The following is a 26,577-nucleotide window of genomic DNA, read 5'->3' on the forward strand; positions in this document are numbered from 1 at the left end:
GGGACGAGGTCCGCCCCAGGGCCGTCCGACCGAGGTCAGATGGCCGTCAGGGTGAGCGTGGCCGTGTAGGTGCCGGCCACGGTCGAGGTCGGCGCGCTGAGCGCCAGGTCGGCCCCGACGTGGGCGGTGCCCAGGCCGGTGCCGGTGGCGAGGGAACGGGAGGACTTGAGTCCGGCCGTGCCCGCGTCGGCGGGAGCGACACCGCCTGCCGGCGCGACCGCCCCGCCGGCCGTGACCGTCTGGGACGCGCCCTTGTCGATCACCTTCGGCGTCCAGCCGAGGTTCTGACCGTTGATCAGGTGCGTACCGCCGTCGGAGAAGTCGGTCAGCTGGCCGCTGACCGACCAGCCCGGGTTGCCGGCGCGGGTGTCGGTGAGCGTGACCGGATTGATCGCGCCCGTGGTGGTGAGGAGGTCGCCGCTGGTGTTGAGCGCCGGGGACGGCAGGGTGACGTGCGGGTTGTCGACGCTGATGACGAGCGCGCCCGCCTCGACGGTGGTGGTGATGTCCTGCGAGGCGGTGACGCCGGTGAAGGCGCCGACCACGTGCGGGACGGCGCCGGAGCCGGAGCCGAGGTAGGCGGCGGCGTTCGCCGGGACGAAGGTCGCCGAGAAGGAGTGGTCGCCCGCGGCGAGGGCGCTGGTGGTGAAGGCCGCCTGGCCTGCGGCGACCGGCACCGTGGCCAGGGTGGTGGTGGTGCCGCCGACGGTGTCCTGGAACGTGACGGATCCGGCCGCCGAGGCGGGCGCGACCGTGGCCGTCATGCTGACCGGGCTGAACTGCGCCGAGGTTCCGGCCGGGGCGACGGCCAGCGCGGTGGTGGTCGCGGTCGCCGCGGCGGCGTTGACCGTGTAGGCGACGGCGGTGGAGGTGGATCCGTTGTACGCGGTGCCCGACGGCGTGAACACGGCCGTCAGCGCGTGGTTGCCCTGCCCCAGGCTGCTCGTGGTGAGCGCCGCCTGGCCGCCGGAGACGTTCACCGGGTTGCCCAGGGCCGCGCCGTTGTCGCGGAATTGCACGGTGCCCGCCGCGGCGGCGGGTCCGACGGTCGCGGTCAGCGTCACCGGGGTGCCCGCGGTGACCGGACCGGCCGGGGTCGCCGCGAGGGAGGTGGTGGTGTCGGTCTTCACGCTCGGGTCGGTGTTCTGGTAGGCCGTGTTGGAGGTGAACCAGACCCCGGCCGGGAAGTCGCCGAGGCTCGTGCCGTTGAAGGCCGTGCGGCACGTGACGAGGAAGCTGTACTTGCCCGTCAGGGTGGTGAATCCGGCCGTGTTGGCGTAGTCACGCATCGTCTGGGACAGCGGGATGACGAGCCCGCCGTCCGGCGTCGATCCGTAGGTGTCGATCGGCGAGTTGCCGACGACGTTCTGGCCGCCGGCGGGGAAGCCCGCGCCGGTCACCGAGACGATGATGTTGGTGGCGTTCGCCGGGCAGGCGCCCGACGTGGTCAGCGTCATGCTGGAGGTGTCGGAGCCGGTCGCCGGGGTGACCGCGGCGGTTCCGATGTCCGCGGCGTGCGCCGCGGGGGCCAGAAGCAGGCCGCCCGCCAGCAGGGCTACCAGGCTCGCGAGGCCACCCGCCAAGCTCCGCGAGAGGGTGTTCTTCCACACAGTCGTGCTCTCCTTCTTGGAAGGATTCGAAGGTGACGAAAGCAAGGGGTTCGACGTGGGGGGTCGAGGCACCGGGGAGCGTCAGGGGGTCTGCTTGCTGGTGTCGCCGCAGTTCGCGTTGGTCGCGAAGCCGTAGGTGTTGATCACGGCCTGCTGCTGGCAGATGAGGGAGTTCGGGCCGACGAAGACATTGCTGTACGGCGCCGTGCCGAGCTTGCCGGTCGGGATGACGTTGTAGACATCGCGCTTCACACCGAAGTTGCTGTTGAGCGTGGTGGGCGCGATGTTGTCGACGGTGCCGAGGATCGCGCGGCCGCGGAGGTCGGCGATGGTCTGCGAACTCTGCGCGTTGTACTGCGCGATGGAGAACGGGACGACCGACTTGTCGTCCAGGACACGGCCGTCGTGCTCCTCGACCGGTGCGCCGGCCTTGGTGTCCTTGATGCAGGGGTAGACGCCGGCGACCACGTCGGCGTCGGTGATGCCCATCGTGGACTCCCAGAAGCTGCGCGTGCCGGAGCCGGCCTGCGGCAGGTACACGTTGAGGCTGAAGTTGGGAGCGCTGCCCACGTAGTTGGGGTCGCAGTGGTAGATCGCCTTGAGGTCCGTCAGCGAGAGCTTGCGCGGAACGGTGCTGGTGGGCGTGATCGCGTAGGTCACCGCGTCCACGGCGAACGGAACATAGGTCAGGCCGGGGTTCGCGGCGCCCAGGTTGAGGCTGGAGGAGCGCGCGAAGTCCAGACAGCCGTTGTTGGCCTGGAGCGAGTTCAGCAGTGCGGTGCGGCCCGCGTTGGAACCGTTCGGGCGGTTCATGGCGCAACCCGGCGTGGTGGCGGGGTCCTTGGTGGTGATCTGCGCCGAGCCGACGGCGTCGTAGGAGCCGATCACCTTGGTGCCGTTGATGGTGATGGCGTTGGCGAGGCCGTTCATCACGCCCTGCGTCGTGTCGGAGCCCACGCCGGAGAGCTGGCGGTAGGGCGGCGGACCTGCGGGGTCCGCGACGGCCTGGCCGGCGCAGACGCTGCCGACGACCAGACCGGCGATGCCGACGGCGGCGAGGGCTGTCTTCCTCGTGTTCACGTGCGTTACCTCTCGGATAGGCTTTCGCCGGGTGGTGCCCGGCGCGTGTGTTTCTGACAGTTCGTTGGCGCGGACCTGTCGAGGTATCGGGTTCGGGCATCACCTCCCTCGGCTGCCGGGCGACATGGCCCTGGCCCGCCGGTCCGACAGAGCCGCCGCGAGCCGGGGCAGCACCCTCGGCAGGAGGGGGCCGCCGACCGCGGCGGCGAGCCCGACGAGCAGGGCGGTCACAAGGGCGTAGCGCACCGCGCCGAGCGCCCAGGCAGGAGTTCGGAGCAGGGGGCCGTCGGCCGCCGCGGGCGCCGCCGCGGGCGGAGCGCCGGACGGCTTGGCGGTTCCGGACGGGGATGCTCCGGGCCCGCCCGCCGCCGCCGACTGTGCCTGCCCTGTGCCCGCGCCACCCGTACCGGCGCCACCACCGCCCGTGCCGCCGGCCGTGGAGTCGGCGCCCGCGACCGGGCCGCCGGGACCTGCGCCGGGACCGGAGCCGGACGGCGAGGCGCCCGCACGGGAGGCGATGGCGTCGGCGGCGGCGCGGGTCAGTGCGCGCACGCTCCGCGGCAGCGGGGCGTATCCGTCGGGAAGGGTCCCCGCGGAGACACCCGGCTGCTGGCCCGTGCCGGCCGCGTATCTGAGGAGGGCCGCATAGTCCTGGCCCTCCTTCTTCGTCAGCTGTTCCGGCACGGTGGCGGCGTAGGTGAGGAGGGTGAGCGGGTAGGCGTTCTTGGCCTTCGTGCCCGGGTTCGGGCTCACCACTCCCGCGACACCGCTGATCTTCATCGCCGCCTGTCCGGCGGTCAGGGCAGCCACGTCGGGACCGACGAAGCGGCCCGCGGCGTTCTGGAGCTTCGCGGTCACCAGCCCGTAGCGGCTCGCCGTCGCCGTGTCGGTGACCGCGAGGACCGCCCGCCGGCCCATGGGCTGCGGAGGGTTCTTCTTGTAGCCGGGGGGCGTGCTGGTGTTGTCCCAGGTGGCGCGGGCGAGCGTGTCGCCGCGGGCGGCGGCCCGGGCGGCGGCGTGCATGTCGGAGGCGTACGGATGCTTGTCCTGGATGCACAGCGGGTTGTCGGGGTGGTCCCCGAACTGCTGGCAGAACGGGTCGCTCTTGGGGAAGTCGTTCACCGGGAGCCTGATGTCCCGGTAGTGCGGATTGACCTTCATACCCGCGTAGGCGGCGTTGCCGTACCGGCCCTGGTTGTCGGGGGTGCCGGCGAGGAACTCGCGGGCGGCGGCGTCCTGCGCGACCCATTCCCACAGCTGCCGGGCCGCGTCGGAGAGCGCCTCGGGCACAAGCGCGTCGCCGAGGCCGCCGCCGAAGTCCAGGTCCTTGTACGCCGGGTTGAAGGCGCGGAACTCCGGGTCGCGGGCCAGGTTGAAAGGATTCTCCGCGGTGCTGGGCGCGAACCGTGAATTGCCGTCCTGGTACGACTCGGTGAGCAGTTTGGCGACCAGTCTCGGGGTGAGGTTGAGCCCCGTCAGCCGTGCTCCGTCGCGTGCCTTGACGGCGTCGGGGGCGCCGAAGCCCGCCTGGCTCTCGACGAAGTACCCGATGGTCAGCCCGGACAGGGCCATGGGTGCGTACACCGGCCGCAGGGAGGCCGGCAACTGGTCCCCGGTGGCGGGGCGGCCGAGGAAGACGAGTCCGGGTTTCCCGGAGACCAGTTTGGCGCGGGCGGTGTCGTCGGTGACCTGCGCGTAGCCGTAGATGGTCCGGCTCGCGGACTGGCACAGCGCGGGCTGCCAGCGGGCGACGGCCTCGGCGACGATCTCGTTGCCGAGCGTGCTGCGCTCGTCGGCGCCGATCGGGCAGAAGCGGCCCATCGGCTCGAAGCGCAGCGGAACGGCCAGCCGGTGCTGCCAGTTGCTCGCGGTGAGCGGCGAGGACTGCAGGAGGCCGCTCGGCTGGGATCCGTACGTGGTGCCGTCCACCTCTTTGTCGCCACGCGGTACCACGACCAGCCAGCAGGAGCGGCCCGCCGTCGCGTTCGAGGCCCCGGCGGGAACCTCGCCGCAGCCCAGGCCGGGCGCCTCCAGCGCGGTCTGGGTCTCGAAGTAGACCTCGCCCCTGCCGTCGGGGCCGCTGCGGGCGTAGGGGACCTCGTTGGTGGTGTTCACGTCGTAGAACTCGTTCCAGTTCCCCTTGGTGATCACATCGCCGGTGGCGGACCTGAAGGGGACGTACGAGATGCCCGTGGCGGTCGGCGGGGGAAGCTTCTGGGCGGGGTCCTTCAGTCCGCCGTAGGTCAGCTGCCGGGTGTTGGTGTACGCGCCGGCGGCCTGGCTGCCCGCGCCCGCGCCGAGCGCGGACGATCCGCCGTACTGGCACTGCTCGGGGTCGGGTCCGCCGGTGCCGTCCCCCCAGCACTGCATGACCTGGAGGTAGTTGGCCGCGTAGGTGGTGTCCGAGACCGTGGGGGCGCCGCCCTGCCAGGAGATCCTGACGACCTGGTTGACCAGGTTCCGGGTCTGGCTGACGGTCACCTTCAGGTCCGCGTAGGGGCCCCGTCCGGAGACGGTCACCGCGGACCCGGTGCCGCTCCGGTCGGCGGCGTCGGCCGGACCGGGAGCCGTCGCCAGGACGACGGCCACGATCAGCGACAGCAGGACGAGCGCGACGGCGGACGAGGTCCGGACGAAGCGGCGCAGCGCGGCGATCATGACCGGCCTCGCTTGAGCCGTCTGTTGAGCAGCGGGGGCCCGACCGTGAGGACGATCAGCATCACCGCGGCCACCGCCATCAGCGCGGTCTGCGTGCCCCCGCCGATGCTGCGGGACGTCGTGACGGGGACGGCGAACGCGTCACCGCTGCCGCCTCCGGCCGCGGCTCCGTTGTCCCCGATCACCTGGCCGGTGTCCGGGTCGACCGTCGCCCCGCCCGGGCCGCCGGACGCGCCCGCGCCGCCGGTGCCGGCCGTCGTGCCGCCCGCGGCCTTGCCGCCCGCGCCGGAGGCCGGACCGCCGGGGCCGCCGCCTCCTGTGCCGCCGGTGGCGCCCTGGCCGGAGCCGGACGCGCCGCCGGAGGTGCCGGAGCCGTTGACGTTGGTGGGGGTCTTCGCGCCGCCGGTGCCGGTGTTGCACTGCGCCGCGCCCTTCTTGTCGCAGGCGGGCGGGTAGGGCGCGGTCCTGGCGAGGGTGTTGCTGCCGTCGCTGGAGAAGGTCGGGTTGTGGCAGTCCTTGATGTTGATCTTCTCGACATCCACGCCGGGGATCCTGCGGACCTGCTTCAGACCGGCCTGGACGAGGTTGACGGGCAGCGGCGAGTAGCCGAGGTTGTCCACGTGCTGCTGCCCCTGGCAGAGGAAGTAGTACGCGAACGCGCCGAGCGTCTTGCCCTTCTGGGTGTTGAAGTTCGACTCCAGCGCGGTCGGGATGACCATGTAGCTGTAGCTGGAGAGCGGGTAGGCGCGCGGGTCCCGGTCGTTGTAGACGTCGTCGAGGATCTGTGTCAGATAGCCCGGCGACGAGCTGTTCTCGTTGATCCGCGCCTTGGTGAGGGCCACGGCCACGTTCTTCGCGGTCGGTTCGGAGTAGTACCCGGCGGAGTTGAGCACCTTGGCGACGGGGAATCCGGTCGTGTAGACCGCGTAGGAGTACTCGACGTAGGTGATCGTGCCGACGTTGCCCGCCTGGGCCACGTAGCCGGAGACACCGTTCGAGCCGGACTGGCCGACGAAGCCGCTGCCGGGGACGAGCGGGTAGTTGGACGTCGCCCCGCAGGGAGTCCCCCGGCCCGCCTTGCGGCAGTAGGCGTCCCACAGCGAGCCGTACTGCTTGCTCATCCAGGTGGTGAACTGCGCGGTGGTGCCGGAGCCGTCGGAACGCACCACGGGCACGACGCGCCGGGCGGGCAGCGCCGAGGCGAGCGCCGGGTTGTCGGCCTTGATCGCCGGGTCGTTCCAGGTCTTGATCTGGCCGGTGAAGATCTTGGCGAGAACCTCTCCGGACAGCCGGAGGTTGGTCACCCGCCGGTTGCCGATCGTGAGGTTGTACATGAACGAGGTGCCGCCGGCCACGATCGGCATGTAGGCGTACTTGCGGGAGGGCGGCGGGTCGACGACACCCGAGTCCTTGATGCCGTAGGGGATCTCGGAGACGCCGTAGTCCACGGTGCCGTTGCGGAACTGGTTACGGCCGTCGGAGGACCCGGTGCCGTTGTAGTTCACGGTCATGCCGTACTGCTTGACGTTGGCCCGCCACTGGTCGAGGGCGTTCTGGCTCCAGGTGGATCCGGCGCCGGAGATCGGGACGTACGTCGCGGCATGGGCGAGCTCGGCACCCGGCATCGCGGCGCCGAACAGGAGCGCGGCCAGGAGGACGAGGGCGGTCACGGCTCTCTGGCGGAAGCGTGCGGAGATTGCCGGAGGCGATCCGGGCATGGCAGGTGACTCCTGGTCGGTGTCGTCGGTACAGGGCGGTGCGGATTCCGCGGGTGCGGGGGGGGAGCCGGGTGTCTCGGCGGCGGTCAGTCCGAGACCGGGCCGTGGGCGGGGGGCGGGCCGTCGGAACCCGGCGGGCGGGTGCCATCGGGACTGCCGGACGGACCGGCGGCCGGAGCCCTGCCTCCGGCGGAGGCCGGAGGGGCGGTTTCGGGGCTGCCGGACGGGCCGGCGTCGGATTCCGGCGGGCTGGCCACGGGTGAGTCCGGTCCGGGGTCATCCGGTGCCGGAGCGTCCGGTCCCGCGGCGTCCGGTCCCGCGGCGTCCGGTGCAGGAGCGTCCGGGAAGTCCCAGGCAGCCGCGCCGCCCGCCCCCGTCCCTCGCTGGGCCGCTCGCCCGCCCATCCGCTCGGCGTCCCGGCGCGAGGCCACCACGCGCCGGTGCTGCTGGTTCCGGGTCAGCTCGCCCGGCCCCCGGCCGCCGACCACCCGCGCCACGAGGAAGAGCAGCAGCACGAGGGCCATCAGCAGAGCCGCCGAGCCGAACCCGCGGGCGATGAGGCTGGGTTGCGGGGACGCGACCAGCTGGAAGGTCGCCAGCGGCAGCGACACCTGCGGCCCGCTGAGCGCATTGGCGTTCAGGTCCGCGGTGAATCCGGAGGTGAGCAGGACCGGCGAGGTCTCGCCGATCCCCCGGGCGGTGCCCAGGATGACCGCGGTGGTGAGACCGGAGCGCGCGGTGGGCAGCACCACCGTCCACACCGTGCGCCACTGGCTCGCGCCCAGGGCGTAGGACGCCTCGCGCAGCGAGCCCGGCACCAGCCGGATGACCACGTCGGAGGCGCGGATGATGATGGGCAGCATCATCACGCTCAGTGCCAGCGCCGCGGCGGAGCCGGACTTGTCGACGCCGAGGATGAGGATCACGGTGGCGTAGATGAAGAGTCCGGCGACGATCGACGGCAGTGCGGTCATCGCCTCGACGATGGTCCTCACGAACCGGGCGTAGCGGCCGGGCACTTCGTTGAGGAACACCGCGCATGCCAGCCCGAGCGGCACGGTGATCGCCAGCGAGAGGGCGATCTGCTCCAGCGTGCCGACGATCGCGTGGAAGACTCCGCCGTCGCTGAGCGGCTGGAGCGGGCCGGTGCGCGACATGTCCTCGGTGAAGAAGTTGAGGTGCGCGAGGGCGGAGTGGCCGCGCCACAGCGTGTACGCCACGACCATGACCAGCGCCGCCAGCAGCAGGGTGGCCAGGCTCTGCCACACCACGGCGGCGACCTTGTCCCGTACGGCCACGCTGTTCTCGTCGAACGAGACGAGCACCGCGTACAGCCCGAGGAAGAGCAGATAGGCGACGACGACGAAGCCCAGGACGGTGTCGAAGGGCGCGATCCAGAGGAACAGCAGGGCCGTCAGGGCCAGTGATCCCACGGCCGCGCCCGCGAGGGCGAGCAGGTCCGTGGCGTGCACGGACGAGGTGTTGCGGCGGGGCTCCGGGGACTGGTCCCCGGGCTCGGCCGCCGGCCGCACGGTCTGTGCGGGCCGCTCCTTGAGGAGGTCGGTCATCTCAGGCCTCCGTCCCGCTGCCCGAGCGGCTGCGGGCCGCGATCGAGGACGCGATGAAGTTCACGACGAGGGTCATCAGGAAGAGCGCGAGTCCGGCTGCCATCAGGGCCGACATGCCGAAGGCGCTCGCGGAGCCGTAACGCAGCGCGATCAGCGCCGACACGGAGTTGGCGCCGTTCTGGAGGATGTGGGGCTGTACCGCGAAGACCGGCGAGATGATCATGTAGACGGCGATGGTCTCGCCCAGGGCCCGGCCGAGGCCGAGCATCGTGCCGCCGATCACGCCGCCCCAGCCGAAGGGCAGGACGACCGCGCGGATCATTCCCCAGCGGGTCGCGCCCAGCGCGAACGCGCCCTCGCGCTCGCCGGGCGGCGCCTGGGAGAACGTCTCCCGCATGACCGAGCAGGCGATCGGCGTGACCATGAGCGCCACGACGATTCCGGCGATGAAGGTCGACGAGGTGTAGACGGTCGTCGTCTCCAGCGGGTCGTGCGGATCGGTGCCGTCGACCTTCAGGAGCGGGATCCACGAGAAGTAGGTGGCGATCCAGCGCGAGAGGCCGACGATGTGCGCCTGGAGGAAGAAGGCGCCCCACAGCCCGTAGACGACGCTCGGCACGGCGGCCATGAGGTCGACGAGGCTGATGAGCGTCCGCTTCAGCTTCCTCGGCGCGTACTCGGAGATGTACAGCGCGGTGCCCAGGGCCAGCGGCAGCGCGATGCCGATGGCGACCACGCCGATGAGGACGGTGCCGGTGATCACCGCGGCGATGCCGAAGTGGTGCGAGTCCGGCTCCCACGCGGACGTGGTGAGGAACGAGCCCTTGGCCACGTCGAGCGCCTGGGACGCGCGGTAGGTGAGGAAGACGCCGACGAGCAGCATGATCCCCAGGACGACGGCGCCGCTTGTGCGGGCCGCTCCTCGGAAAAGACGGTCAGCAGGCTCGCCCCTGCCGCGCAACGCGCGGGGCGCGTCCACCGGATCCCGGCCCGGCTCGGACGTGCGTCCGAGACCCTGTGCGGCCACGGTCATCGCGCACCCGCCGGGATGTTCGTACCGCCGAACGCAAGGCCGTGGCCCTCGTCGTCCGGTTCCTTCGCACGCGCGGAGCCGGTCAGCGCGGGACCGCGGAGCGGCAGGGCGCGCGCCCGCGGCCTGCTGGGCACTCCCACGGCGAGCTGGGCGACCGGTACCGCGGCCAGGAACTGTGCCAGGTTGTACTGGCATTCGCGGTGCCGCTGGTAGGACCGCCCGGCGACGGCGACGGACCGCCCCTCGATCTCCAGCCGCCACGTCCAGCTGCCCGTCATGTCGGACATGGTGAGGAATCCGCGGGCCTCCCCGACCCGCTCCCGGAGCCCGTTCACCGACGCCTGGCATGTCGTGACGTTGTCGAACGCCTCCGCACTGCGTCCCAGTTCACGGTTGTTCGCGCCGATCAGACGCCAGCCGACCGGCTTCTGACCGCCCTCCGGTCTCTGCTGCGATACGGGCACTACGTACAAGAACCGCGGCCGAACCATCGAAACCACCCCCTTCCGCCTTTCGCCACTGCGCTTTTTGCCACTGGCCGAAAGACCCGCCCCAAACGCACCTGACAGTGGCGGCTTGTGTAGGGCATGTGTGCACGGAGAGGTGAAGGCCGAACGGAGAGAACATGAATGGGAAGCTCCGGTGAACCCAAGGTAATCGTGATCAAGATTCCGGTGACGCTGTGCGTCGTACCGGGGCCGCGGCGGGGGTGCCGGCGCGCGGGTTGTCGCAGAACTGTGGGTCTGCATCACGCGTGTGATGAACGGGCCGCCGGTGGACCCGTGCGTCGTGCAGCGACGGCACCATGGCTCCTGGGGTTCCAGCCGGATTCGCTCAGGCGGAGCAGATGACCGCAGGCAGCCGCGCTTTACCGGAGGCGTCGCCGGTTCCGTACGAAGGCCCGGCGAGGGTACTCGTCGCCGACGACCACGATCTGATCCGCGGCGGACTGGCCGCACTGATCCGGGCGGCTCCCGGCTTTGAGGTCGCGGGGGAAGCGGTGAACGGGCTCGACGCGGTCGCCCAGGCGGCCCGCGTCGTGCCCGATGTGGTGCTGATGGACATGCAGATGCCCGAGCTCGACGGTGTCGAGGCGTGCACCCGCATCCTGGCCGCCGCGCCGGTGGACAGCCGCCCCCGGGTGCTGGCGCTGACCACCTTCGACCTCGACGAGTACGTCCATGCGGCGCTGCGCGCCGGCGCCTTGGGGCTCCTCCTCAAGGACACCGGCCCGGAGCGGCTGCTCAGCGCCCTGCATCTGACCGCCGACGGCGACTGCCTGTTCGCTCCGAGCGTGACGCGGCGGCTGGTGGAGACGTACACCCGCGCCGGACGGCCTCCCCGCGGCGGTCCTCCCGCAGCGGTGGGAGGTTCACCCTCGACTCTGAGGCAGGAAAAGCAGGAAAAGGGAGACGGCTCAACCCGGGGGTCAGTCCTCGCCCTCCAGGTCGCCCTCCGTCTCCAGGAAGACCTGGCGCAGCGCGGCGAGGGTGCCGGGGTCCGGCTTCTCCCACATGCCCCGCGACTCCGCCTCCAGGAGGCGCTCCGCGATGCCGTGCAGGGCCCAGGGGTTCGCCTCCTGGAGGAACGCGCGGTTCGCCGGGTCCAGGACGTACGTCTCGGTGAGCTTGTCGTACATCCAGTCGGCCACCACGCCCGTCGTCGCGTCGTAGCCGAACAGGTAGTCCACCGTGGCGGCGAGCTCGAAGGCGCCCTTGTAACCGTGGCGGCGCATCGCCTCGATCCACTTGGGGTTGACCACACGGGCGCGGAAGACGCGGGAGGTCTCCTCGACCAGCGTGCGGGTGCGGACCGTCTCCGGACGGGTGGAGTCGCCGATGTACGCCTCGGGGGCCGTGCCCCGCAGGGCGCGGACCGTGGCCACCATGCCGCCGTGGTACTGGAAGTAGTCGTCCGAGTCGGCGATGTCGTGCTCGCGGGTGTCCGTGTTCTTCGCCGCGACCGTGATGCGCCTGTACGCCGTCTCCATCTCGGCGCGGGCGGGGCGGCCGTCCAACTCACGGCCGTAGGCGTAGCCGCCCCAGACGGTGTAGACCTCGGCCAGGTCGGCGTCGGTGCGCCAGTCGCGGGAGTCGATCAGCTGGAGCAGACCGGCGCCGTACGTGCCGGGGCGGGAGCCGAAGATGCGGGTGGTGGCACGGCGTTCGTCGCCGTGGTCCGCGAGGTCGGCCTGGGTGTGGGCTCGTACGAAGTTCTGGTCGGCGGGCTCGTCGAGGGATGCCGCCAGGCGTACGGCGTCGTCCAGCAGGCCGATCGTGTGCGGGAAGGCATCCCGGAAGAAGCCCGAGATGCGCAGGGTGACATCGATGCGGGGGCGGCCGAGTTCGGCGAGCGGGACGGGCTCCAGGCCCGTGACGCGGCGGGAGGCGTCGTCCCAGACCGGGCGGATGCCGAGCAGGGCGAGCGCCTCGGCGACATCGTCGCCGCTGGTGCGCATCGCGCTGGTGCCCCACAGGGAGAGACCGACCGAAGGCGGCCAGTCGCCGTTGTCCGTGCGGTAGCGCTCCAGCAGGGAGTCGGCGAGCGCCTGGCCCGTCTCCCAGGCGAGGCGGGACGGGACGGCCTTGGGGTCGACGGAGTAGAAGTTGCGGCCCGTCGGAAGGACGTTGACGAGGCCGCGGAGCGGGGAACCGGAGGGGCCCGCCGGGACGAAACCGCCGTTCAGGGCGTGGACGGCGTGGTCCAGTTCGGCGGTGGTGGCGGCCAGGCGCGGCACGACCTCGCGGGCGGCGAAGTCGAGGATCGCGGAGACCTCCACGCCGTGTTCGGACGGGACGGCCGCCGGGTCCCAGCCCGCGTCGTCCATCGCCTGGACCAGGGCGCGGGCCTTCTCCTCCGCCTGGTCCGCCGTGGTCCGGGTCGCCGCCGACTCGTCCAGGCCCAGCGCCTCGCGCAGACCCGGCAGGGAGGCGGTGCCGCCCCAGATCTGGCGGGCGCGCAGGATGGCGAGGACCAGGTTGACCCGGTCGGCACCGGCCGGGGCCTTGCCCAGCACATGCAGACCGTCGCGGATCTGGGCGTCCTTGACCTCGCACAGCCAGCCGTCGACATGGAGCAGGAAGTCGTCGAAGCCGTCGTCGTCGGGGCGGTCCTCCAGGCCCAGATCGTGGTCGAGTCTGGCGGCCTGGATCAGGGTCCAGATCTGGGCGCGGATCGCGGGGAGTTTCGCCGGGTCCATGGAGGAGATGGCGGCGTACTCGTCGAGCAGCTGCTCCAGGCGCGCGATGTCGCCGTACGAGTCGGCTCGCGCCATCGGCGGCACGAGATGGTCCACCAGCGTGGCGTGGACGCGGCGCTTGGCCTGGGTGCCCTCGCCCGGGTCGTTGACGAGGAACGGGTAGATCAGCGGGAGGTCGCCGAGTGCCGCGTCCGGGCCGCAGGCGGCGGACAGGCCCGCGTTCTTGCCGGGCAGCCACTCCAGGTTGCCGTGCTTGCCGAGGTGGATCATCGCGTCGGCGCCGAAACCGCCGTCGTCCGCCCGGGCGGCGATCCAGCGGTAGGCGGCCAAGTAGTGGTGCGAGGGCGGCAGATCGGGGTCGTGGTAGATCGCGATCGGCTTCTCGCCGAAGCCGCGCGGCGGCTGGATGAGGATCAGCAGATTGCCGCGGCGCAGGGCCGCCAGCACGATGTCGCCCTCGGGGTTGCGGGACCGGTCGAGGAACATCTCGCCGGGCGGCGGGCCCCAGTGCTCCTCGACGCCGGAGCGCAGCGCCTCGGGCAGCGTGGCGTACCAGCGCTTGTAGTCGGCGGCGGGGATACGGACCGGGTTGCGGGCCAGCTGCTCCTCGGTGAGCCAGTCCTGGTCGTGGCCGCCGGCCTCGATGAGGGCGTGGATGAGCTCGTCGCCGTCGCCGGACTCCAGGCCCGGCACCGTCTCGTCGCCGAAGTCGTACCCCTCGGCGACGAGACGGCGCAGGAGAGCCACCGCGCTGGCGGGGGTGTCGAGCCCGACGGCGTTGCCGATACGGGAGTGCTTGGTCGGATAGGCGGACAGCACCAGGGCGAGGCGCTTGTCGGCAGCCGGGATGTGCTTGAGGCGTGCGTGGCGTACGGCGATTCCGGCGACCCTGGCCGCCCGCTCGGGGTCGGCCACATACGCCGGGAGACCGTCCTCGTCGATCTCCTTGAAGGAGAACGGCACCGTGATCAGGCGGCCGTCGAACTCCGGGACGGCGATCTGGCTCGCCGCGTCCAGCGGTGAGACGCCCTCGTCGCTCTCCTGCCAGGCGCCGCGCGAACCGGTCAGGCAGAGCGCCTGCAGGATGGGCACGTCCAGGCCGCTGAGGGCGCCCGCGTCCCACGACTCGTCGTCGCCCCCGGCCGACGCCTCGGCGGGCCTGGTGCCGCCCGCGGCGAGGACGGTGGTCACGATGGCGTCGGCGGGGCGCAGCGCGTCGATCAGTTCCGCTTCGGGGGTGCGCAGGGAGGCGACGTACAGCGGCAGCGGGCGGCCTCCCGCGTCCTCGATCGCCCGGCACAGGTCGTCGACGAAGGCGGTGTTGCCGCTCATGTGGTGGGCGCGGTAGTAGAGCACGGCCACGGCCGGGCCGCTCACCTCGCGCGCGGTGCGCTCCAGCGGGCCCCAGGTCGGCGCGGGGGCCGGCGCCTCGAAGCCGTGGCCGGTGAGCAGCACGGTGTCGGAGAGGAAGCGGGCCAGCTGGCCGAGGTTGGCGGGGCCGCCATGGGCGAGGTAGGCGTGGGCCTCGGCCGCGATGCCGACGGGGACGGTGGACGCCTCCATCAGCTGGGCGTCGGGGGCCTGTTCGCCGGTGAGGACGACGATGGGCAGCTGGGCCTCGTGCAGCAGGTCGAGACCTTCCTGCCAGGCCCGTACGCCGCCGAGCAGACGTACGACCACGAGGTCCACGCCGTCGAGGAGTGCGGGGAGCTCGGAGAGATCGAGGCGGGCCGGGTTGGCGAACCGGTAGGGCACCGGGCCCCCGGACGCGCGGGCGCTGAGCAGGTCGGTGTCGGAGGTCGACAGCAGCAGAAGCATGCGTGCGCAGGCCTTCCTCGGGGTGTCCGCGCCCCGGGCGGTGTGGACGGCGGGAGTTCCTGGCTCACTCGGTGGGGACCGGGTTCACAGTGGCGGGACCGCGCCGGATTCGCACCGGGCTTCCTCCATGTCGCCGTCGCAGGCGATGACGGGCCGGGTGGCCCGCCGACGAGCATAGTAAGGCTCGTGGGGCGGGCGCGGGGCGCGCGGGCGCTGTGATGATCGGCGCAGGTGAAGGGCGGTAGCGACAGTCGGGTGATGGGTATGCTCGCCGCCATGCCGACGGCCCCAGGCCCCCGTACGACCGGGGGGACGCCCCCGACCCGGGACGGCGGTGACGCCTGCCCCGGCGCACTGCGGCTGCACATGGCGGACGACGGGGCGCTGGCCCGGGTGCGGATTCCGGCGGGCGTGCTGAGCGTGGACGGGGCGTTGGCGCTGTGGGATGCGGCGCGGCGGCTCGGTGACGGATCACTGCACCTCACCTCGCGCGGCAATGTGCAGCTGCGCGGACTGGGTGCGGGCTGTGGCCGCGAACTGGCCGATGTGCTCTCGGCCGCGGGGCTGCTGCCGTACGCCCGGCACGAGCGGGTGCGGAACTTCGCCGCGTCGCCGCTGTCCGGCCTCGACGGCCTGGGCGAGGCGGAAGTGCAGCCGTGGGCACGGGAGTTGGACCGGCTGCTGTGCGCGAGCGAGTCGACGACAGGTCTTTCGGGGCGGTTTCTGTTCGCCTGCGACGACGGGCGCGGTGACATGGCGGCGCTCGGCCCGGACGTTTCACTGACCGCGGCCGGCGGGGGCGCGCTTCTGCGGCTGGGGTCGGCCGGGACGGCGCTCGCCGTACGGGTGCAGGACGGACCGCGCGCCGCGGTGGCGGCGGCGGAGGTGTTCGTGGAAGCGGCCGGGTCGCATTCCTGGCGGGTGGCTGAACTTCCGTGTGGCCCGGATGAGTTGACGGACCGTGTGGCTGCGCGGCTGACGGCGGAGGGGATCGCTGACGAGCGGGTGCCTGTGGTCCACGGGCCGCTGGGGGCCGCCCCGGCACCGGGCCTGGTCGTCCGGCCGTCCGGCCGGGTCACGCGGCCCGCCCGGGGCACCGCTCGCGGGCAGGGCGCGAACGCGGGAGAGGGGACCGGCTCGGAACCGTACGCGGACGCGGGGCAGGTCGCGAGCGGGGACCACGACGCCCGCTCGGGGTCCGGCAGCGCGGAACGGCGCTTCTCCCTCTCCGTACTCGCCCCTCTCGGGCAGCTCACCGGCGACCAGTGGCAGCGGCTCGTCTCCGTCGCCGACGCCCACGGCAGCGGCGAGTTGCGGCTCACCCCTTGGCGTGGGGTCGTCCTCCCCGGCTTCGGCCAGGGTGCCCAGGAGCAGCTCGACGCGCTCGCGGCGACCGGCCTGATCGCCTCCCCCGCCTCCCTGTGGCTCGGCGTCGGCGCGTGCATCGGCCGGCCCGGGTGCGCCAAGTCCCTCGCGGACGTCCGGGCCGATGCCCGGACCGCACTCTGGCCCACGGGCGACGCACCCGCCCTGCCCGTCCACTGGTCCGGCTGCGAACGCCGTTGCGGCCACCCGCGCGGCGACCATGTCGACGTCCTCGCGACCGCCGACGGCTACGACATCTCGGTGCGCGGTGAGCTCCGGCACACCGGGGTGAACCCACCCCCCGCTCCCCCCGCACCCCGCGAAACCTCCGGAGCATCCGAACTCGCCGCCCGTGTGGCGGCTGCGCGCACGACCGCCGTGACGCGTTGACGAAATGAGCGAGAGCACAGTGTTCGACTACGAGAAGGACGGCGCGCAGATATACCGCCAGTCCTTTGCCACGATCCGCGCCGAGGCGGACCTCGCCGGGCTGCCCGCCGATGTCAGCCAGGTCGCGGTCCGGATGATCCACGCCTGCGGCATGGTCGACCTGGTACGCGATCTCGCCTACACCCCCGAGGTGGTGTCCCGTGCCCGCGCGGCACTTCGGGCCGGCGCGCCGATCCTGTGCGACGCGAACATGGTCGCCAGCGGGGTGACCCGCAAGCGGCTCCCCGCCGACAACGAAGTGATCTGCACGCTCGCCCAGCCGTCCGTCCCGGACCTCGCCGCGGAGCTGGGCACCACCCGCAGCGCGGCCGCGCTGGAGCTGTGGCGCGACCGTCTCGAAGGCTCCGTCGTCGCCATCGGCAACGCGCCCACCGCGCTGTTCCGGCTGCTGGAGATGATCGAGGAGGGCGCTCCCCGCCCGGCCGCGGTCATCGGGGTGCCGGTCGGTTTCATCGGCGCGGCCGAGTCGAAGGACGCCCTCGCCGGACACATCAGCGCGGTCGACCACCTGGTGGTGCGGGGGCGGCGCGGCGGCAGCGCGATCGCCGCTGCCGCGATCAACGCGATTGCGAGCGAGGCGGAATGAGCACCCAGCAGACCGGACGGCTGTACGGAGTCGGGCTCGGGCCCGGCGACCCGTCGCTGATGACCGTACGGGCGGTCCAGGTCATCGCCGAGGCCGATGTCGTGGCGTACCACAGCGCCCGCCACGGCCGTTCGATCGCGCGCTCCATCGCGGCGGAGCACATCCGTGAGGACCACATCGAGGAGCGGCTGATGTATCCGCTCACGGTCGAGACGACGGACCATCCCGGCGGCTACCGCGGCGCGCTCGACGACTTCTACGAGGAGGCGTCGGCGCGCCTGGCCGCGCATCTGGACGCCGGGCGCACGGTCGCCGTCCTCGCGGAGGGCGACCCGCTCTTCTACGGCTCGTACCAGCACATGCACAAGCGGCTGGCCCATCGCTATCCGACCGAGGTGATCCCCGGGGTCACCTCGGTGAGCGCCGCCGCGGCCCGTCTCGGGGAACCGCTGTGCGAGGCCGAGGAGATCCTCACGATCATCCCGGGCACCCTGCCCGAGGAGGAGCTCACGGCGCGGCTCGCCTCGACCGATTCGGCCGTGGTGATGAAGCTGGGCCGCACCTTCCCCACGGTCCGCCGGGCGCTGGAGCGCGCGGGGCGGCTGGACGAGGCGCGCTATGTCGAGCGCGCCACGATGGCCGGGGAGCGCACCGCCGAACTGGCCGACGTGGACCCCGAGTCGGTGCCGTACTTCTCGGTGGCGGTGCTGCCGAGCCGTATCGACGCGGTGGCCGAGGTACGGGAGCAGGGCGACGTCGTCGTCGTGGGCACCGGTCCCGCGGGGCCGCTGTGGCTCACCCCCGAGACGCGGGGCGCGCTGGCCGCGGCCGACGACCTGGTCGGCTACACCACCTATCTGGACCGGGTGCCGGTGCGTCCGGGCCAGCTCCGGCACGGCTCCGACAACAAGGTGGAGGCCGAGCGCGCCGAGTTCGCGCTGGACCTCGCCCGGCGCGGCAGGCGGGTGGCGGTGGTGTCCGGCGGTGACCCGGGCGTCTTCGCCATGGCCACCGCCGTCCTGGAGGCCGCCTCGCAGGACCGCTACAAGGACGTGCCGGTGCGGGTGCTGCCCGGTCTGACGGCCGCCAACGCGGCGGCGGCACGCGCGGGGGCGCCCCTCGGCCACGACTACGCGACGCTCTCGCTGTCGGACCGGCTCAAGCCGTGGGAGGTCATCGCGGAACGGCTGCGCGCTGCCGCTTCGGCCGATCTGGTGCTCGCCCTCTACAACCCCGGGTCGCGCAGTCGCACCTGGCAGGTCGGCAAGGCCCGCGACCTGCTCCTCGAACACCGGTCGGGCGCCACGCCGGTCGTGCTGGGCCGGGACGTCGGCGGGGACGCGGAGAGCGTACGGATCGTGACGCTCGCCGACCTCGATCCGTCCGAGGTCGACATGCGCACCATCCTGATCGTCGGCTCGTCGCAGACGCGGCTGGTACGGCGCGGGGACGGCCGGCAGATCGTCTGGACGCCGCGCCGCTATCCGGAGAACTGAGCGAGCCAGGCGGCGGCCTCGTCCGGTGAGGCCGCCACCGGGACGCCCGCCGGAACGGGGGGCCGCTGGATGACGATCACCGGCACTGCGGCCTCCCGGGCGGCGGTGAGCTTGGGTGCGGTGGCGGCTCCTCCGCTGTCCTTGGTGACGACGACGTCGACGCGGTGGCGGCGCAGCAGCCTGCGTTCGCCGTCGAGGGTGAAGGGGCCGCGGTCGAGCAGCACCTCCATGCGGGGCGGGTAGGGAGGCTCGGGGGCGTCCACGGACCGTACGAGGAACCATGGTTCGCCGAGGTGGGCGAAGGCCGCGAGCCCCATGCGGCCGGTGGTGAGGAAGACGCGCCGGCCGAGGCCCGGCAGCAGATCCGCGGCCTCCTGGAGGGACGCGACCGGGTGCCAGTCGTCGCCCTCGGCCGCGACCCAGCCGGGCCTGCGCAGGGCCAGCAGGGGAACATGGGCCTCGGCGGCGGCCGACGCCGCATGGAAACTGATCGTCCCGGCGAAAGGATGGGTGGCGTCGATGAGCGCGTCCACATCGTGCTCGCGCAGCCACTGGGCGAGCCCTTCGGCTCCGCCGAAGCCGCCGACGCGGACCTCGCCCGGGGGGAGCCTGGGGGCCGCGACACGGCCGGCGAGGGAACTGGTGACCTGCGTGGTGGCGTGGAGCTGTTCCGCGAGCCGTCGGGCCTCGGTCGTTCCGCCGAGGATCAGTACGTGCATCGGGACGGCTCCAGGGGTGAGGGCTCGGAGGGCGAGGACTCCACAGACTCCACGGACTGCACGGACTCCACGGGGAGGGTCCCATGGGTGACGGCTCGACGGGCGGTGGGGCGAAGGGCGGGCGCAGCGCCCAACTGAAGCACACCGGCCTCAGGCACGGCTGGACGACCGGCGCGTGTGCGACCGCGGCCACGACGGCCGCGTACACCGCCCTCCTGACCGGCGACTTCCCCGACCCGGTGACGATCACGCTGCCCAGGGGACAGACCCCGTCCTTCGCGCTCGCGTCCGAGGAACTGGCAAAGGGGCGGGCGATGGCCGGCGTGGTCAAGGACGCGGGCGACGACCCGGACGTCACCCACGGCGCCCTGATCCGGTCGACGGTACGGGTGCTGCCGCCGGGCTCCGGGGTTCTCTTCGCGGCCGGTCCCGGTGTCGGCACGGTCACCCGGCCCGGGCTGCCGCTCGCCGTCGGCGAGCCCGCCATCAACCCCGTGCCGCGGCAGATGATGCGCGACCACGTCGCGCTGGTCGCCGGACGGTACGGCGGGACCGGCGACGTCGAGATCACGGTCTCCGTCGACCACGGCGAGGAGATCGCCCGCTCGACGTGGAATCCCCGGCTGGGGATTCTGGGCGGCCTGTCGGTCCTTGGGACGAGCGGCATCGTCGTGCCGTACTCCTGCTCGGCGTGGATCGACTCGATCCGGCGGGGTGTGGACGTGGCACGGGCCGCCGGGCGCACGCATGTGGCGGGCTGCACCGGGTCGACCTCGGAGAAGACGGTCGTCGCGGAGTACGGCCTGCCCGAGGACGCGCTGCTGGACATGGGGGACTTCGCGGGGGCGGTGCTCAAGTACGTACGCAGGCATCCCGTCGACCGGCTGACGATCTGCGGCGGTTTCGCGAAGCTGTCGAAGCTGGCGGCGGGCCATCTGGATCTGCACTCGGCGCGCTCGCAGGTGGACAAGGGATTCCTGGCGGACCTGGCGCGCCGGGGTGGGGCGGACGAGGCGCTCGCGGCCGAGGTGGCCTCGGCGAACACGGGCCTGGCGGCGCTCCATCTGTGCGCGGCGGCGGGGGTACCGCTCGGCGATCTGGTGGCGGTCGCGGCGCGCGGGACGGCGCGGGAGGTGCTGCGGGGGGCTCCGGTGGTGGTGGACGTGGTGTGCATCGACAGGGCCGGGACAGTGGTCGGCCGGAGCGGTCCGGACTGACGGAGCACCGTTCAAGCCCGTTGGAGGTCCCCCGCCCCGGACGAAGGCTGGGGGACATGGACGAAGGCTGGGTGACATCGCGGACGGGGTCCGGTGCGAAGCCCCCGTTCCCGACGCCTCAGCACTCGTGGCGGTCCCGCTCCCGCGAGTACAGATGGCTGTCCCTGAACTGCGACGCGCCCAGCGTCCGCCCCACCATGATGACCGCCGTGCGGACGACACCCGCGGCCTTCACCTGGCCCGCGATGTCCGCCAGCGTGCCGCGCAGGATCAGTTCGTCGGGGCGGCTCGCCAGTGCGACGACCGCCGCCGGGCAGTCCGCGCCGTAGTGCGGCTCCAGTTCCGACACGACCCGGTCCACGTAGCGGGCGGCCAGGTGCAGCACGATCAGCGCGCCGCTGCGGCCGAGGGTGGCGAGGTCCTCGCCCGGGGGCATGGGGGTCGCCTGCTGGGCGATACGGGTGAGGACGACGGTCTGGCCGACCGTCGGCACGGTCAGCTCCCGCTTCAGCGCGGCGGCTGCCGCGGCGAAGGCGGGCACGCCCGGCACGACTTCGTAGGGCACGCCCGCCGCGTCGAGGCGGCGCATCTGTTCGGCGACGGCGCTGAAGACGGAGGGGTCGCCGGAGTGCAGCCGGGCCACGTCGTGGCCCTCTTCGTGGGCGCGTACCAACTCGGCGGTGATCTCATCGAGGTTGAGCCGTGCCGTGTCCACCAGCCGTGCGTCCGGGGGGCATTCGGCGAGCAGTTCGGTCGGCACCAGGCTGCCCGCGTAGAGGCAGACCCGGCAGGAGGCGAGCCTGCGGGCGCCACGCACCGTGATCAGGTCGGCGGCGCCGGGGCCTGCCCCGATGAAGTACACGGTCAACGTTGTTCTCCAGTCTCTGCGGACTTGACGACGGACCACTGGGTGACCGGCATGGCCTGCCGCCAGCCTGTGAAGCCGCCCACGGGGACGGCGTGCGCCACCGCGAGGCGTACGAGCTCACCGCCGTGACGGCGGTACCAGTCCGCGAGGAGCGCCTCGGACTCCAGGGTCACCGTGTTGGCGACGAGCCGCCCGCCTGAGGGCAGGGCTTCCCAGCACGTTTCGAGCAGGCCGGGCGCGGTCAGCCCGCCGCCGATGAACACCGCGTCCGGCGTGGGCAGTCCGGCGAGCACGCCCGGCGCCCGTCCTGTCACGACACGCAGCGCGGGGACGCCGAGACGGTCGGCGTTGCGCGAGATCCGGGCGGCCCGGAGCGGGTCCCGCTCGACGGTGACGGCCCCGCAGGAGCGGTGCGTACGCATCCACTCGACGGCGATGGAGCCGGAACCGCCGCCGATGTCCCACAGCAGTTCGCCGGGCGCGGGAGCGAGCGCACCGAGTGTCGCGGCCCGCACATGGCGCTTGGTCAGCTGCCCGTCGTGTTCGTACGCCTCGTCCGGCAGCCCCGGTACCGCGCCGAGGCGCGGGGCGCCGGGCGCGCGGCGGCAGTCGACGGCGATGACGTTCAGCGGGTCGCCGTGCGGGCGGTCCCATGCGTCGGCGGTGCCCTCGGCCAGTTCCTCGCGCTCGCCGCCCAGCTGTTCCAGCACCCGCATGCGGCTGGGTCCGTACCCCTGCTCCCGCAGATACGCCGCGACCTGGGCGGGCGTCGCCGCCCCGGCGCTGAGGACGAGCAGCCGCCGGCCGTCGTACAGGGCGGTGCCGAGTCCCGCGACGGGCCGGCCGACGACGGTGAGGACCTCGGTGTCCTCCAGCGGCCAGCCGAGGCGCGCGCAGGCGTACGAGACGGACGAGGGGTGCGGCAGCACGCGCGGGGGCGCCTGGTCGCCGAGCAACTCGGTGAGGGTCCGGCCGATCCCGTAGAACATCGGGTCGCCGCTGGCGAGCACGGCGACCCGCTTTCCGGAGTGGGCGGCGAGCAGCCCCGGCACGGCGGGCCGCAGCGGGGACGGCCAGGGCACCCGCTCGCCCGCGCAGTCGGGGGGCAGCAGGTCCAGCTGGCGCGGTCCGCCGATGAGGACCTCGGCGTCGAGCAGTACGTTCCGCGAGGCGTCGGCGAGTCCCGCCCAGCCGTCGGCTCCGATCCCGACGACGCTCACCGGCGGGGCGCCGGCGGGCGGTGTGCTGGGGGGCGCGGGGCTCACGGACGTACACCTTCAGGATGGGGTTCGGGACCGGGTTCGGGACGGAGGAGGAAACGAAGCCGCACTCTACTGGGCGGGCGTTTGCGCACGTCGGCCCGGTGCCGGGTTCCGTACCGCCGCCGGGTCGGCCGCGAAGGCGAGGCGGCGGTGGTGGGCCCGGCGGAGCATGGTGCGGGCGGCGAGGGGGTGGATGCGGCGGATCGCTGCGAAGTAGAGCCTGCCGGGCCAGTTGTGGACCTTCACGACCGTGGTGAAGGTGACGTGGTCGCCGCGGATCAGGACCGAGGCACGGAAGTCGAGATGGCCCGCGTCCTTTCCGAGAGAGGAGCTGGGCCTGCCCGAGCAGGAGGCGCGACAGCGCGGGCTGCTGGCGTATTCGAGCTATCTGGGGCATACCCAGCTGAGCCACGCGGCGCCCGACGCCCTGCCGGGCACCACGGAGCGCCCGGCGTATCTGGAGTCGGTGATGGACACCCTGCTCTCGGGGCTCGGACCGTCGGCCCCGCCCGGCGACTGACCCTCGGCCCGGACCCCGTCAGGCCGAGGCGCGCTTCTTCGGGGCCGCCTTCTTCGCCGTGGACTTCGCGGCCGTCTTCGCCGTGGACTTCGCCGCCGACCCGGCCGTCGACTTGGCGGCCGTCTTCTTCGCGGCGGTCTTCTTGGCGGCCGTCTTCTTCGCGGCGGTCTTCTTGGCGGCCGTCTTCTTCGCACCCGCCCCCGTCGACTTCTTCGCACCCGACGCCTTCGGCGAGCTCGCCGCCCGCTTGCGGCCCTTGATCGGTGTCACCTCCGCGACCGCCGCCCCCTCCTCGCCGCGCGCCTCCTTGGCCGCCTTCACGCTGCCCTCCAGCGCCGCCATCAGGTCGATCACCTGCCCGCCGCCCTCCGCGGGCGCGGCCTCCGGCAGGACCCCGCCGCCCTCCACCTTGGCGGCGATCATCTGCTCCACCGCGGTCCGGTAGTCGTCGTGCAGCGAGTCCATGTCCACTTCGCCGAGGGTGTCCATCAGGGCGTCGGCCAGGTCGAGTTCAGCGTCCCGGACCGTCACCTCGGTCTCCGGGGCCACCCCCTCGGGCGCCCGGATCTCGTCCGGCCAGAGCAGTCCGTGCATGGCGATCACATCGTCGACGACGCGCAGCATGCCCAGCCGCTCCCGGCCGCGCAGGGCGAACTTGGCCACGGCGACCTTCTGGCTGCGCTTGAGCGCCTCCCGCAGCAGCGTGTACGGCTTCGCGGCGGGAACCCCGCTGGCCGAGAGGTAGTACGCGGCCTCCATCTGGAGCGGGTCGATCGAGGACGCGGGCACGAAGGCCACGATCTCGATCGTCTTGGCCGTGGGGAGCGGCAGGGCGGCCAGGTCCTCGTCCGTGATCGGGATGATCGATCCGTCCGCGTCCTCGTACCCCTTGCCGATCTCCGCGTTGGACACCTCCTTCTCCTCCAGCTCGCAGACCTTGCGGTAGCGGATCCGGCCGCCGTCGGCGGTGTGGATCTGGCGGAAGGAGACGGAGTGACTCTCGGTGGCGTTCACCAGCTTGATCGGAATACTGACCAGGCCGAAGGAGATCGCGCCGTTCCATATGGATCGCACGTTTGATCCCTTTCATCCGAAATTCCGGGATTCGTGGGATTCTCATCGTATGACGCCGATCACGGAGGTGGAGGGGCGGCGCCTGGCGCTGAGCAACCTGGAGAAGGTCATCCACCCGGCCACCGGGACCACCAAGGGCGAGATCCTGCACTACTACGCCACGACGGCGGAGGCGATCCTCACCCATCTCCGCAACCGGCCGCTGTCCTTCCTCAGATATCCGGACGGGCCTGGCGGGCAGCTGTTCTTCACCAAGAACCCGCCGCCCGGTACTCCGTCCTGGGTACGGACCACGCCCGTGCCCCGCTCCGAGGACAAGCGGGCGCACCAGGTGGTCGTCGGGGATCTGGCGTCCCTGATGTGGGCCGCGAACCTGGTCGTGGAGTTCCACACCCCGCAGTGGCGGGCGGACGGACCGGGGATCGCCGACCGCATGGTCTTCGACCTCGACCCGGGGGCCCCGGCGACGATCGAGGAGTGCTGCACGGTCGCGCTCTGGCTGCGTGAACGGCTGGCCGCCGACGGCCTCGACGCCTACGCCAAGACATCGGGGTCCAAGGGCATGCATGTCCTGGTCCCCCTGGAGCCCACCCCGTCCGAGCAGGTCTCGGCGTACGCGAAGAGCCTGGCGGTCGAGGGCGAGACCGCCCGGCCGGGGCTGATCCTGCACCGGATGACGCGCTCCCTGCGCACGGGCAAGGTCTTCGTCGACCACAGCCAGAACTCCGCCAAGAAGACCACGGCGACCCCCTACACCCTGCGTGCCCGCACCGAGCCGACCGTGTCCGCGCCCCTCACCTGGGAGGAGGTCGAGGCACGCCAGAACCTCGTCTTCCGGATCGGCGACATCGCGCCACGGCTGGAGCGGTACGGGGATCTGCTCGGCCCGCTCGGCGACCCCGGCCGCGCCGGGCGGCTGCCGTGAGCGCACCCCGCCCGCCCCTGAAGGTCGCACTGGCCGAATCGGTGAGCAGCCTGCCGCGCGGGCAGGGCCTGGCGTACGAACCGAAGTTCGACGGGCACCGGATGGTCGTCTTCAAGGTCGGCGGCAAGGTGCTGCTCCAGGCCCGTTCGGGGCGGATCATCACCACCGCGTTCCCCGATCTCGCGGAGGCCGCGGCGCGGTTGCCGGACGGGACGGTGCTGGACGGTGAGGTGGTGGTGTGGGCCGGGGGCCGCACCGACTTCGCCGCCGTACAGAAACGCGCCGCCGCCACCCCGGGGCGGGCCCCCGCCCTCGCCCGCCGGCTGCCCGCGTCGTACGCCGCCTTCGATCTGCTCGCCGAGGGCGGCGAGGATCTGCGGCTCTTTGCCTACGAGAAGCGGCGCGCCCGGCTGGTGGCCCTGCTCGGCCCGCTCGGGCCGCCGCTCCAGCCGGTGCCGATGACGCTGGACCCCGGCGAGGCGGCCACCTGGTTCGAGAGCCTGCCCGCCATCGGTGTCGAGGGCCTGGTGGTCAAGCGTCTGGACCAGACGTACCACGGGGGCACGCGCGCGTGGCGGAAGCTGCGGCACACCTCCGCGCGCGACGCGGCGGTCGTGGGTTTCACCGGACCGCGGGCGCGGCCGGCCGCGCTGGTGCTCGTACTGCCGGACGACGACACACCCCTGGTCTCCAGCCCGCTCACCCCGGCGCTGCGGGCTCAGGCAACGGCCGCGCTGGCCGGTCTGGAGGCGGCCGGGACCGGCAACGCGACGGCGGTCGGCGTGGGCGAGGTGGAGTACCAGGCGGTGGCGCCGGGCCTGGCCGCGGAGGTGGAGCAGGGCACGACCCGGCACACGGTCACCACCGTGCTGCGGCTGCGACTTCCCACCGATCAGGATTAATCAAGTTTGATCAGTCGGGAATCCGGGGATGGTATTCCGGTAGTTAAGTTTGAGTAATTCAAGGAGGAGACGGCGTGCCGCAACTGCCCGACACCGGATACACCCCGACACCCGAGGAACTCGCCAGCATCGAGGAGTGGTTCGCCGCCTACGACGCCCACAGCGCCAAGCGCGAGGTGGAGCGCATGGCAGACCTCGCCGTCTTCCCGCTCAACCTGGTCAGCGACGACTCGGCGGGCAACGGCGCGTCGGCCCAGTGGGACCGGCGGCAGTTCGTCGCGACGATGACCCAGGTGATGGGCGACGGCAGCGACGACATCACCTTCGAGTCGGTGCGTACCCCCGTCTTCCTCTCCCCCGCCATGGCCGTCGTCTTCACGGACTCGGCCATGACCACGGGCGGACGGACGCGACGGCTGCGGTACGCCGACGTGCTGATCAGGCGCGACGGCCGGTGGGCGTTCCAGACGATGCTCCAGGGCGGCTGGGGCGACAACCTCCGCTGAGCC

At 72.5% G+C, this 26,577-nt stretch carries 21 protein-coding genes, 1 pseudogene and 1 riboswitch; of the genes and pseudogenes, 9 read left to right on the top strand and 13 right to left on the bottom strand.

Annotation, left to right across the window (positions count from 1 at the left end; translation table 11 throughout):
- Positions 1-35: 35 nt before the first annotated feature.
- The 7 genes from OG293_RS10315 to OG293_RS10345 form a co-directional block, all read right to left on the bottom strand.
- Positions 36-1,610, bottom strand: a complete 1,575-nt coding sequence (locus tag OG293_RS10315) for an Ig-like domain repeat protein (protein WP_405998477.1) — start codon at positions 1,608-1,610, stop codon at positions 36-38.
- Between the two features lie 81 nt (positions 1,611-1,691).
- On the bottom strand, positions 1,692-2,690 hold the full coding sequence (locus tag OG293_RS10320) for a hypothetical protein (RefSeq protein WP_405998478.1): 999 nt from the start codon (positions 2,688-2,690) through the stop codon (positions 1,692-1,694).
- 99 nt (positions 2,691-2,789) lie between these two features.
- Complete coding sequence (locus tag OG293_RS10325; protein ID WP_405998479.1) at positions 2,790-5,348, bottom strand: hypothetical protein; 2,559 nt, start codon at positions 5,346-5,348, stop codon at positions 2,790-2,792.
- Positions 5,345-7,066 (bottom strand): phosphate ABC transporter substrate-binding protein PstS, encoded by a 1,722-nt coding sequence (pstS, locus tag OG293_RS10330; RefSeq protein WP_405998480.1) that lies wholly within the window; start codon positions 7,064-7,066, stop codon positions 5,345-5,347. Before pstS ends, OG293_RS10325 begins: the two co-directional genes overlap by 4 nt.
- An 86-nt stretch (positions 7,067-7,152) precedes the next feature.
- Positions 7,153-8,634 (bottom strand): phosphate ABC transporter permease PstA, encoded by a 1,482-nt coding sequence (gene pstA / locus OG293_RS10335; protein WP_405998481.1) that lies wholly within the window; start codon positions 8,632-8,634, stop codon positions 7,153-7,155.
- A 1-nt stretch (position 8,635) separates the two neighbouring features.
- Positions 8,636-9,667, bottom strand: a complete 1,032-nt coding sequence (gene pstC, locus OG293_RS10340) for a phosphate ABC transporter permease subunit PstC (protein WP_405998482.1) — start codon at positions 9,665-9,667, stop codon at positions 8,636-8,638.
- Positions 9,664-10,131 carry a hypothetical protein gene (locus OG293_RS10345; protein ID WP_405998483.1) on the bottom strand — a complete coding sequence of 156 codons (468 nt, stop codon included), beginning with the start codon at positions 10,129-10,131 and terminating at the stop codon, positions 9,664-9,666. The genes pstC and OG293_RS10345 overlap by 4 nt, the downstream gene beginning before the upstream one ends.
- A gap of 383 nt (positions 10,132-10,514) precedes the next feature.
- Here OG293_RS10345 and OG293_RS10350 point away from each other — a divergent pair.
- Positions 10,515-11,024, top strand: a pseudogene (locus tag OG293_RS10350) (response regulator transcription factor); the annotation flags it as partial.
- A 72-nt stretch (positions 11,025-11,096) separates the two neighbouring features.
- On the opposite strand, the gene cobN reads toward OG293_RS10350, so the two are convergent.
- On the bottom strand, positions 11,097-14,684 hold the full coding sequence (cobN, locus tag OG293_RS10355; protein WP_405998484.1) for a cobaltochelatase subunit CobN: 3,588 nt from the start codon (positions 14,682-14,684) through the stop codon (positions 11,097-11,099).
- A 53-nt stretch (positions 14,685-14,737) separates the two neighbouring features.
- Positions 14,738-14,830: riboswitch (cobalamin riboswitch) on the bottom strand.
- Positions 14,831-14,948: 118 nt separating this feature from the next.
- Between cobN and cobG the strand changes: the two genes are divergently transcribed.
- Genes cobG through OG293_RS10370 form a run of 3 tightly spaced genes read left to right on the top strand, consistent with a single transcriptional unit; the run spans position 14,949 to position 18,581 of the window.
- Positions 14,949-16,439: a precorrin-3B synthase gene (cobG, locus tag OG293_RS10360; protein ID WP_406003553.1), complete on the top strand. Its 1,491-nt coding sequence runs from the start codon at positions 14,949-14,951 to the stop codon at positions 16,437-16,439.
- 4 nt (positions 16,440-16,443) lie between these two features.
- A complete protein-coding gene (locus OG293_RS10365) occupies positions 16,444-17,085 on the top strand; it encodes a precorrin-8X methylmutase (RefSeq protein ID WP_405998485.1) in 642 nt (213 codons plus the stop codon).
- Positions 17,082-18,581: a precorrin-2 C(20)-methyltransferase gene (locus OG293_RS10370; RefSeq protein WP_405998486.1), complete on the top strand. Its 1,500-nt coding sequence runs from the start codon at positions 17,082-17,084 to the stop codon at positions 18,579-18,581. The genes OG293_RS10365 and OG293_RS10370 overlap by 4 nt, the downstream gene beginning before the upstream one ends.
- On the opposite strand, the gene OG293_RS10375 is transcribed toward OG293_RS10370, so the two are convergent.
- The gene (locus OG293_RS10375) at positions 18,566-19,300 is read right to left on the bottom strand and encodes a cobalt-precorrin-6A reductase (RefSeq protein ID WP_405998487.1); all 735 of its coding nucleotides are present in this window, start codon (positions 19,298-19,300) and stop codon (positions 18,566-18,568) included. The two genes, OG293_RS10370 and OG293_RS10375, sit on opposite strands and share 16 nt — an antisense overlap.
- Positions 19,301-19,383: 83 nt before the next feature.
- Between OG293_RS10375 and OG293_RS10380 the strand changes: the two genes are divergently transcribed.
- Positions 19,384-20,517: a cobalt-precorrin-5B (C(1))-methyltransferase gene (locus OG293_RS10380; RefSeq protein ID WP_405998488.1), complete on the top strand. Its 1,134-nt coding sequence runs from the start codon at positions 19,384-19,386 to the stop codon at positions 20,515-20,517.
- A 118-nt stretch (positions 20,518-20,635) separates the two neighbouring features.
- Here the strand turns inward: OG293_RS10380 and cobM are convergent, their stop codons facing one another.
- The 3 genes from cobM to OG293_RS10395 form a co-directional block, all read right to left on the bottom strand.
- Positions 20,636-21,385, bottom strand: a complete 750-nt coding sequence (gene cobM / locus OG293_RS10385; RefSeq protein WP_405998489.1) for a precorrin-4 C(11)-methyltransferase — start codon at positions 21,383-21,385, stop codon at positions 20,636-20,638.
- Positions 21,382-22,650, bottom strand: coding sequence for a precorrin-6y C5,15-methyltransferase (decarboxylating) subunit CbiE (cbiE, locus tag OG293_RS10390; protein WP_405998490.1), 1,269 nt, complete (start codon positions 22,648-22,650; stop codon positions 21,382-21,384). The genes cobM and cbiE overlap by 4 nt, the downstream gene beginning before the upstream one ends.
- A gap of 66 nt (positions 22,651-22,716) precedes the next feature.
- Positions 22,717-22,929: a DUF2867 domain-containing protein gene (locus OG293_RS10395; protein ID WP_406003554.1), complete on the bottom strand. Its 213-nt coding sequence runs from the start codon at positions 22,927-22,929 to the stop codon at positions 22,717-22,719.
- Here OG293_RS10395 and OG293_RS10400 point away from each other — a divergent pair.
- Entirely contained in the window at positions 22,898-23,167 is a 270-nt protein-coding gene (locus OG293_RS10400) for a hypothetical protein (RefSeq protein ID WP_405998491.1), read from the top strand. The two genes, OG293_RS10395 and OG293_RS10400, sit on opposite strands and share 32 nt — an antisense overlap.
- An 18-nt stretch (positions 23,168-23,185) precedes the next feature.
- Here OG293_RS10400 and OG293_RS10405 read toward each other — a convergent pair whose 3' ends face one another.
- Positions 23,186-24,241 (bottom strand): Ku protein, encoded by a 1,056-nt coding sequence (locus tag OG293_RS10405; RefSeq protein WP_405998492.1) that lies wholly within the window; start codon positions 24,239-24,241, stop codon positions 23,186-23,188.
- A 49-nt stretch (positions 24,242-24,290) separates the two neighbouring features.
- Here OG293_RS10405 and ligD point away from each other — a divergent pair, with 49 nt between their 5' ends.
- From ligD to OG293_RS10420, 3 genes are all read left to right on the top strand, one after another.
- A complete protein-coding gene (ligD, locus tag OG293_RS10410) occupies positions 24,291-25,166 on the top strand; it encodes a non-homologous end-joining DNA ligase (protein WP_405998493.1) in 876 nt (291 codons plus the stop codon).
- Positions 25,163-26,068, top strand: a complete 906-nt coding sequence (locus tag OG293_RS10415; protein ID WP_405998494.1) for an ATP-dependent DNA ligase — start codon at positions 25,163-25,165, stop codon at positions 26,066-26,068. Before ligD ends, OG293_RS10415 begins: the two co-directional genes overlap by 4 nt.
- A gap of 74 nt (positions 26,069-26,142) precedes the next feature.
- Entirely contained in the window at positions 26,143-26,574 is a 432-nt protein-coding gene (locus OG293_RS10420; RefSeq protein ID WP_405998495.1) for a nuclear transport factor 2 family protein, read from the top strand.
- The last annotated feature ends 3 nt before the right edge of the window (positions 26,575-26,577 follow it).

This window comes from Streptomyces sp. NBC_00829 (genome assembly GCF_045161795.1).
Taxonomy (GTDB): Bacteria; Actinomycetota; Actinomycetes; order Streptomycetales; family Streptomycetaceae; genus Streptomyces.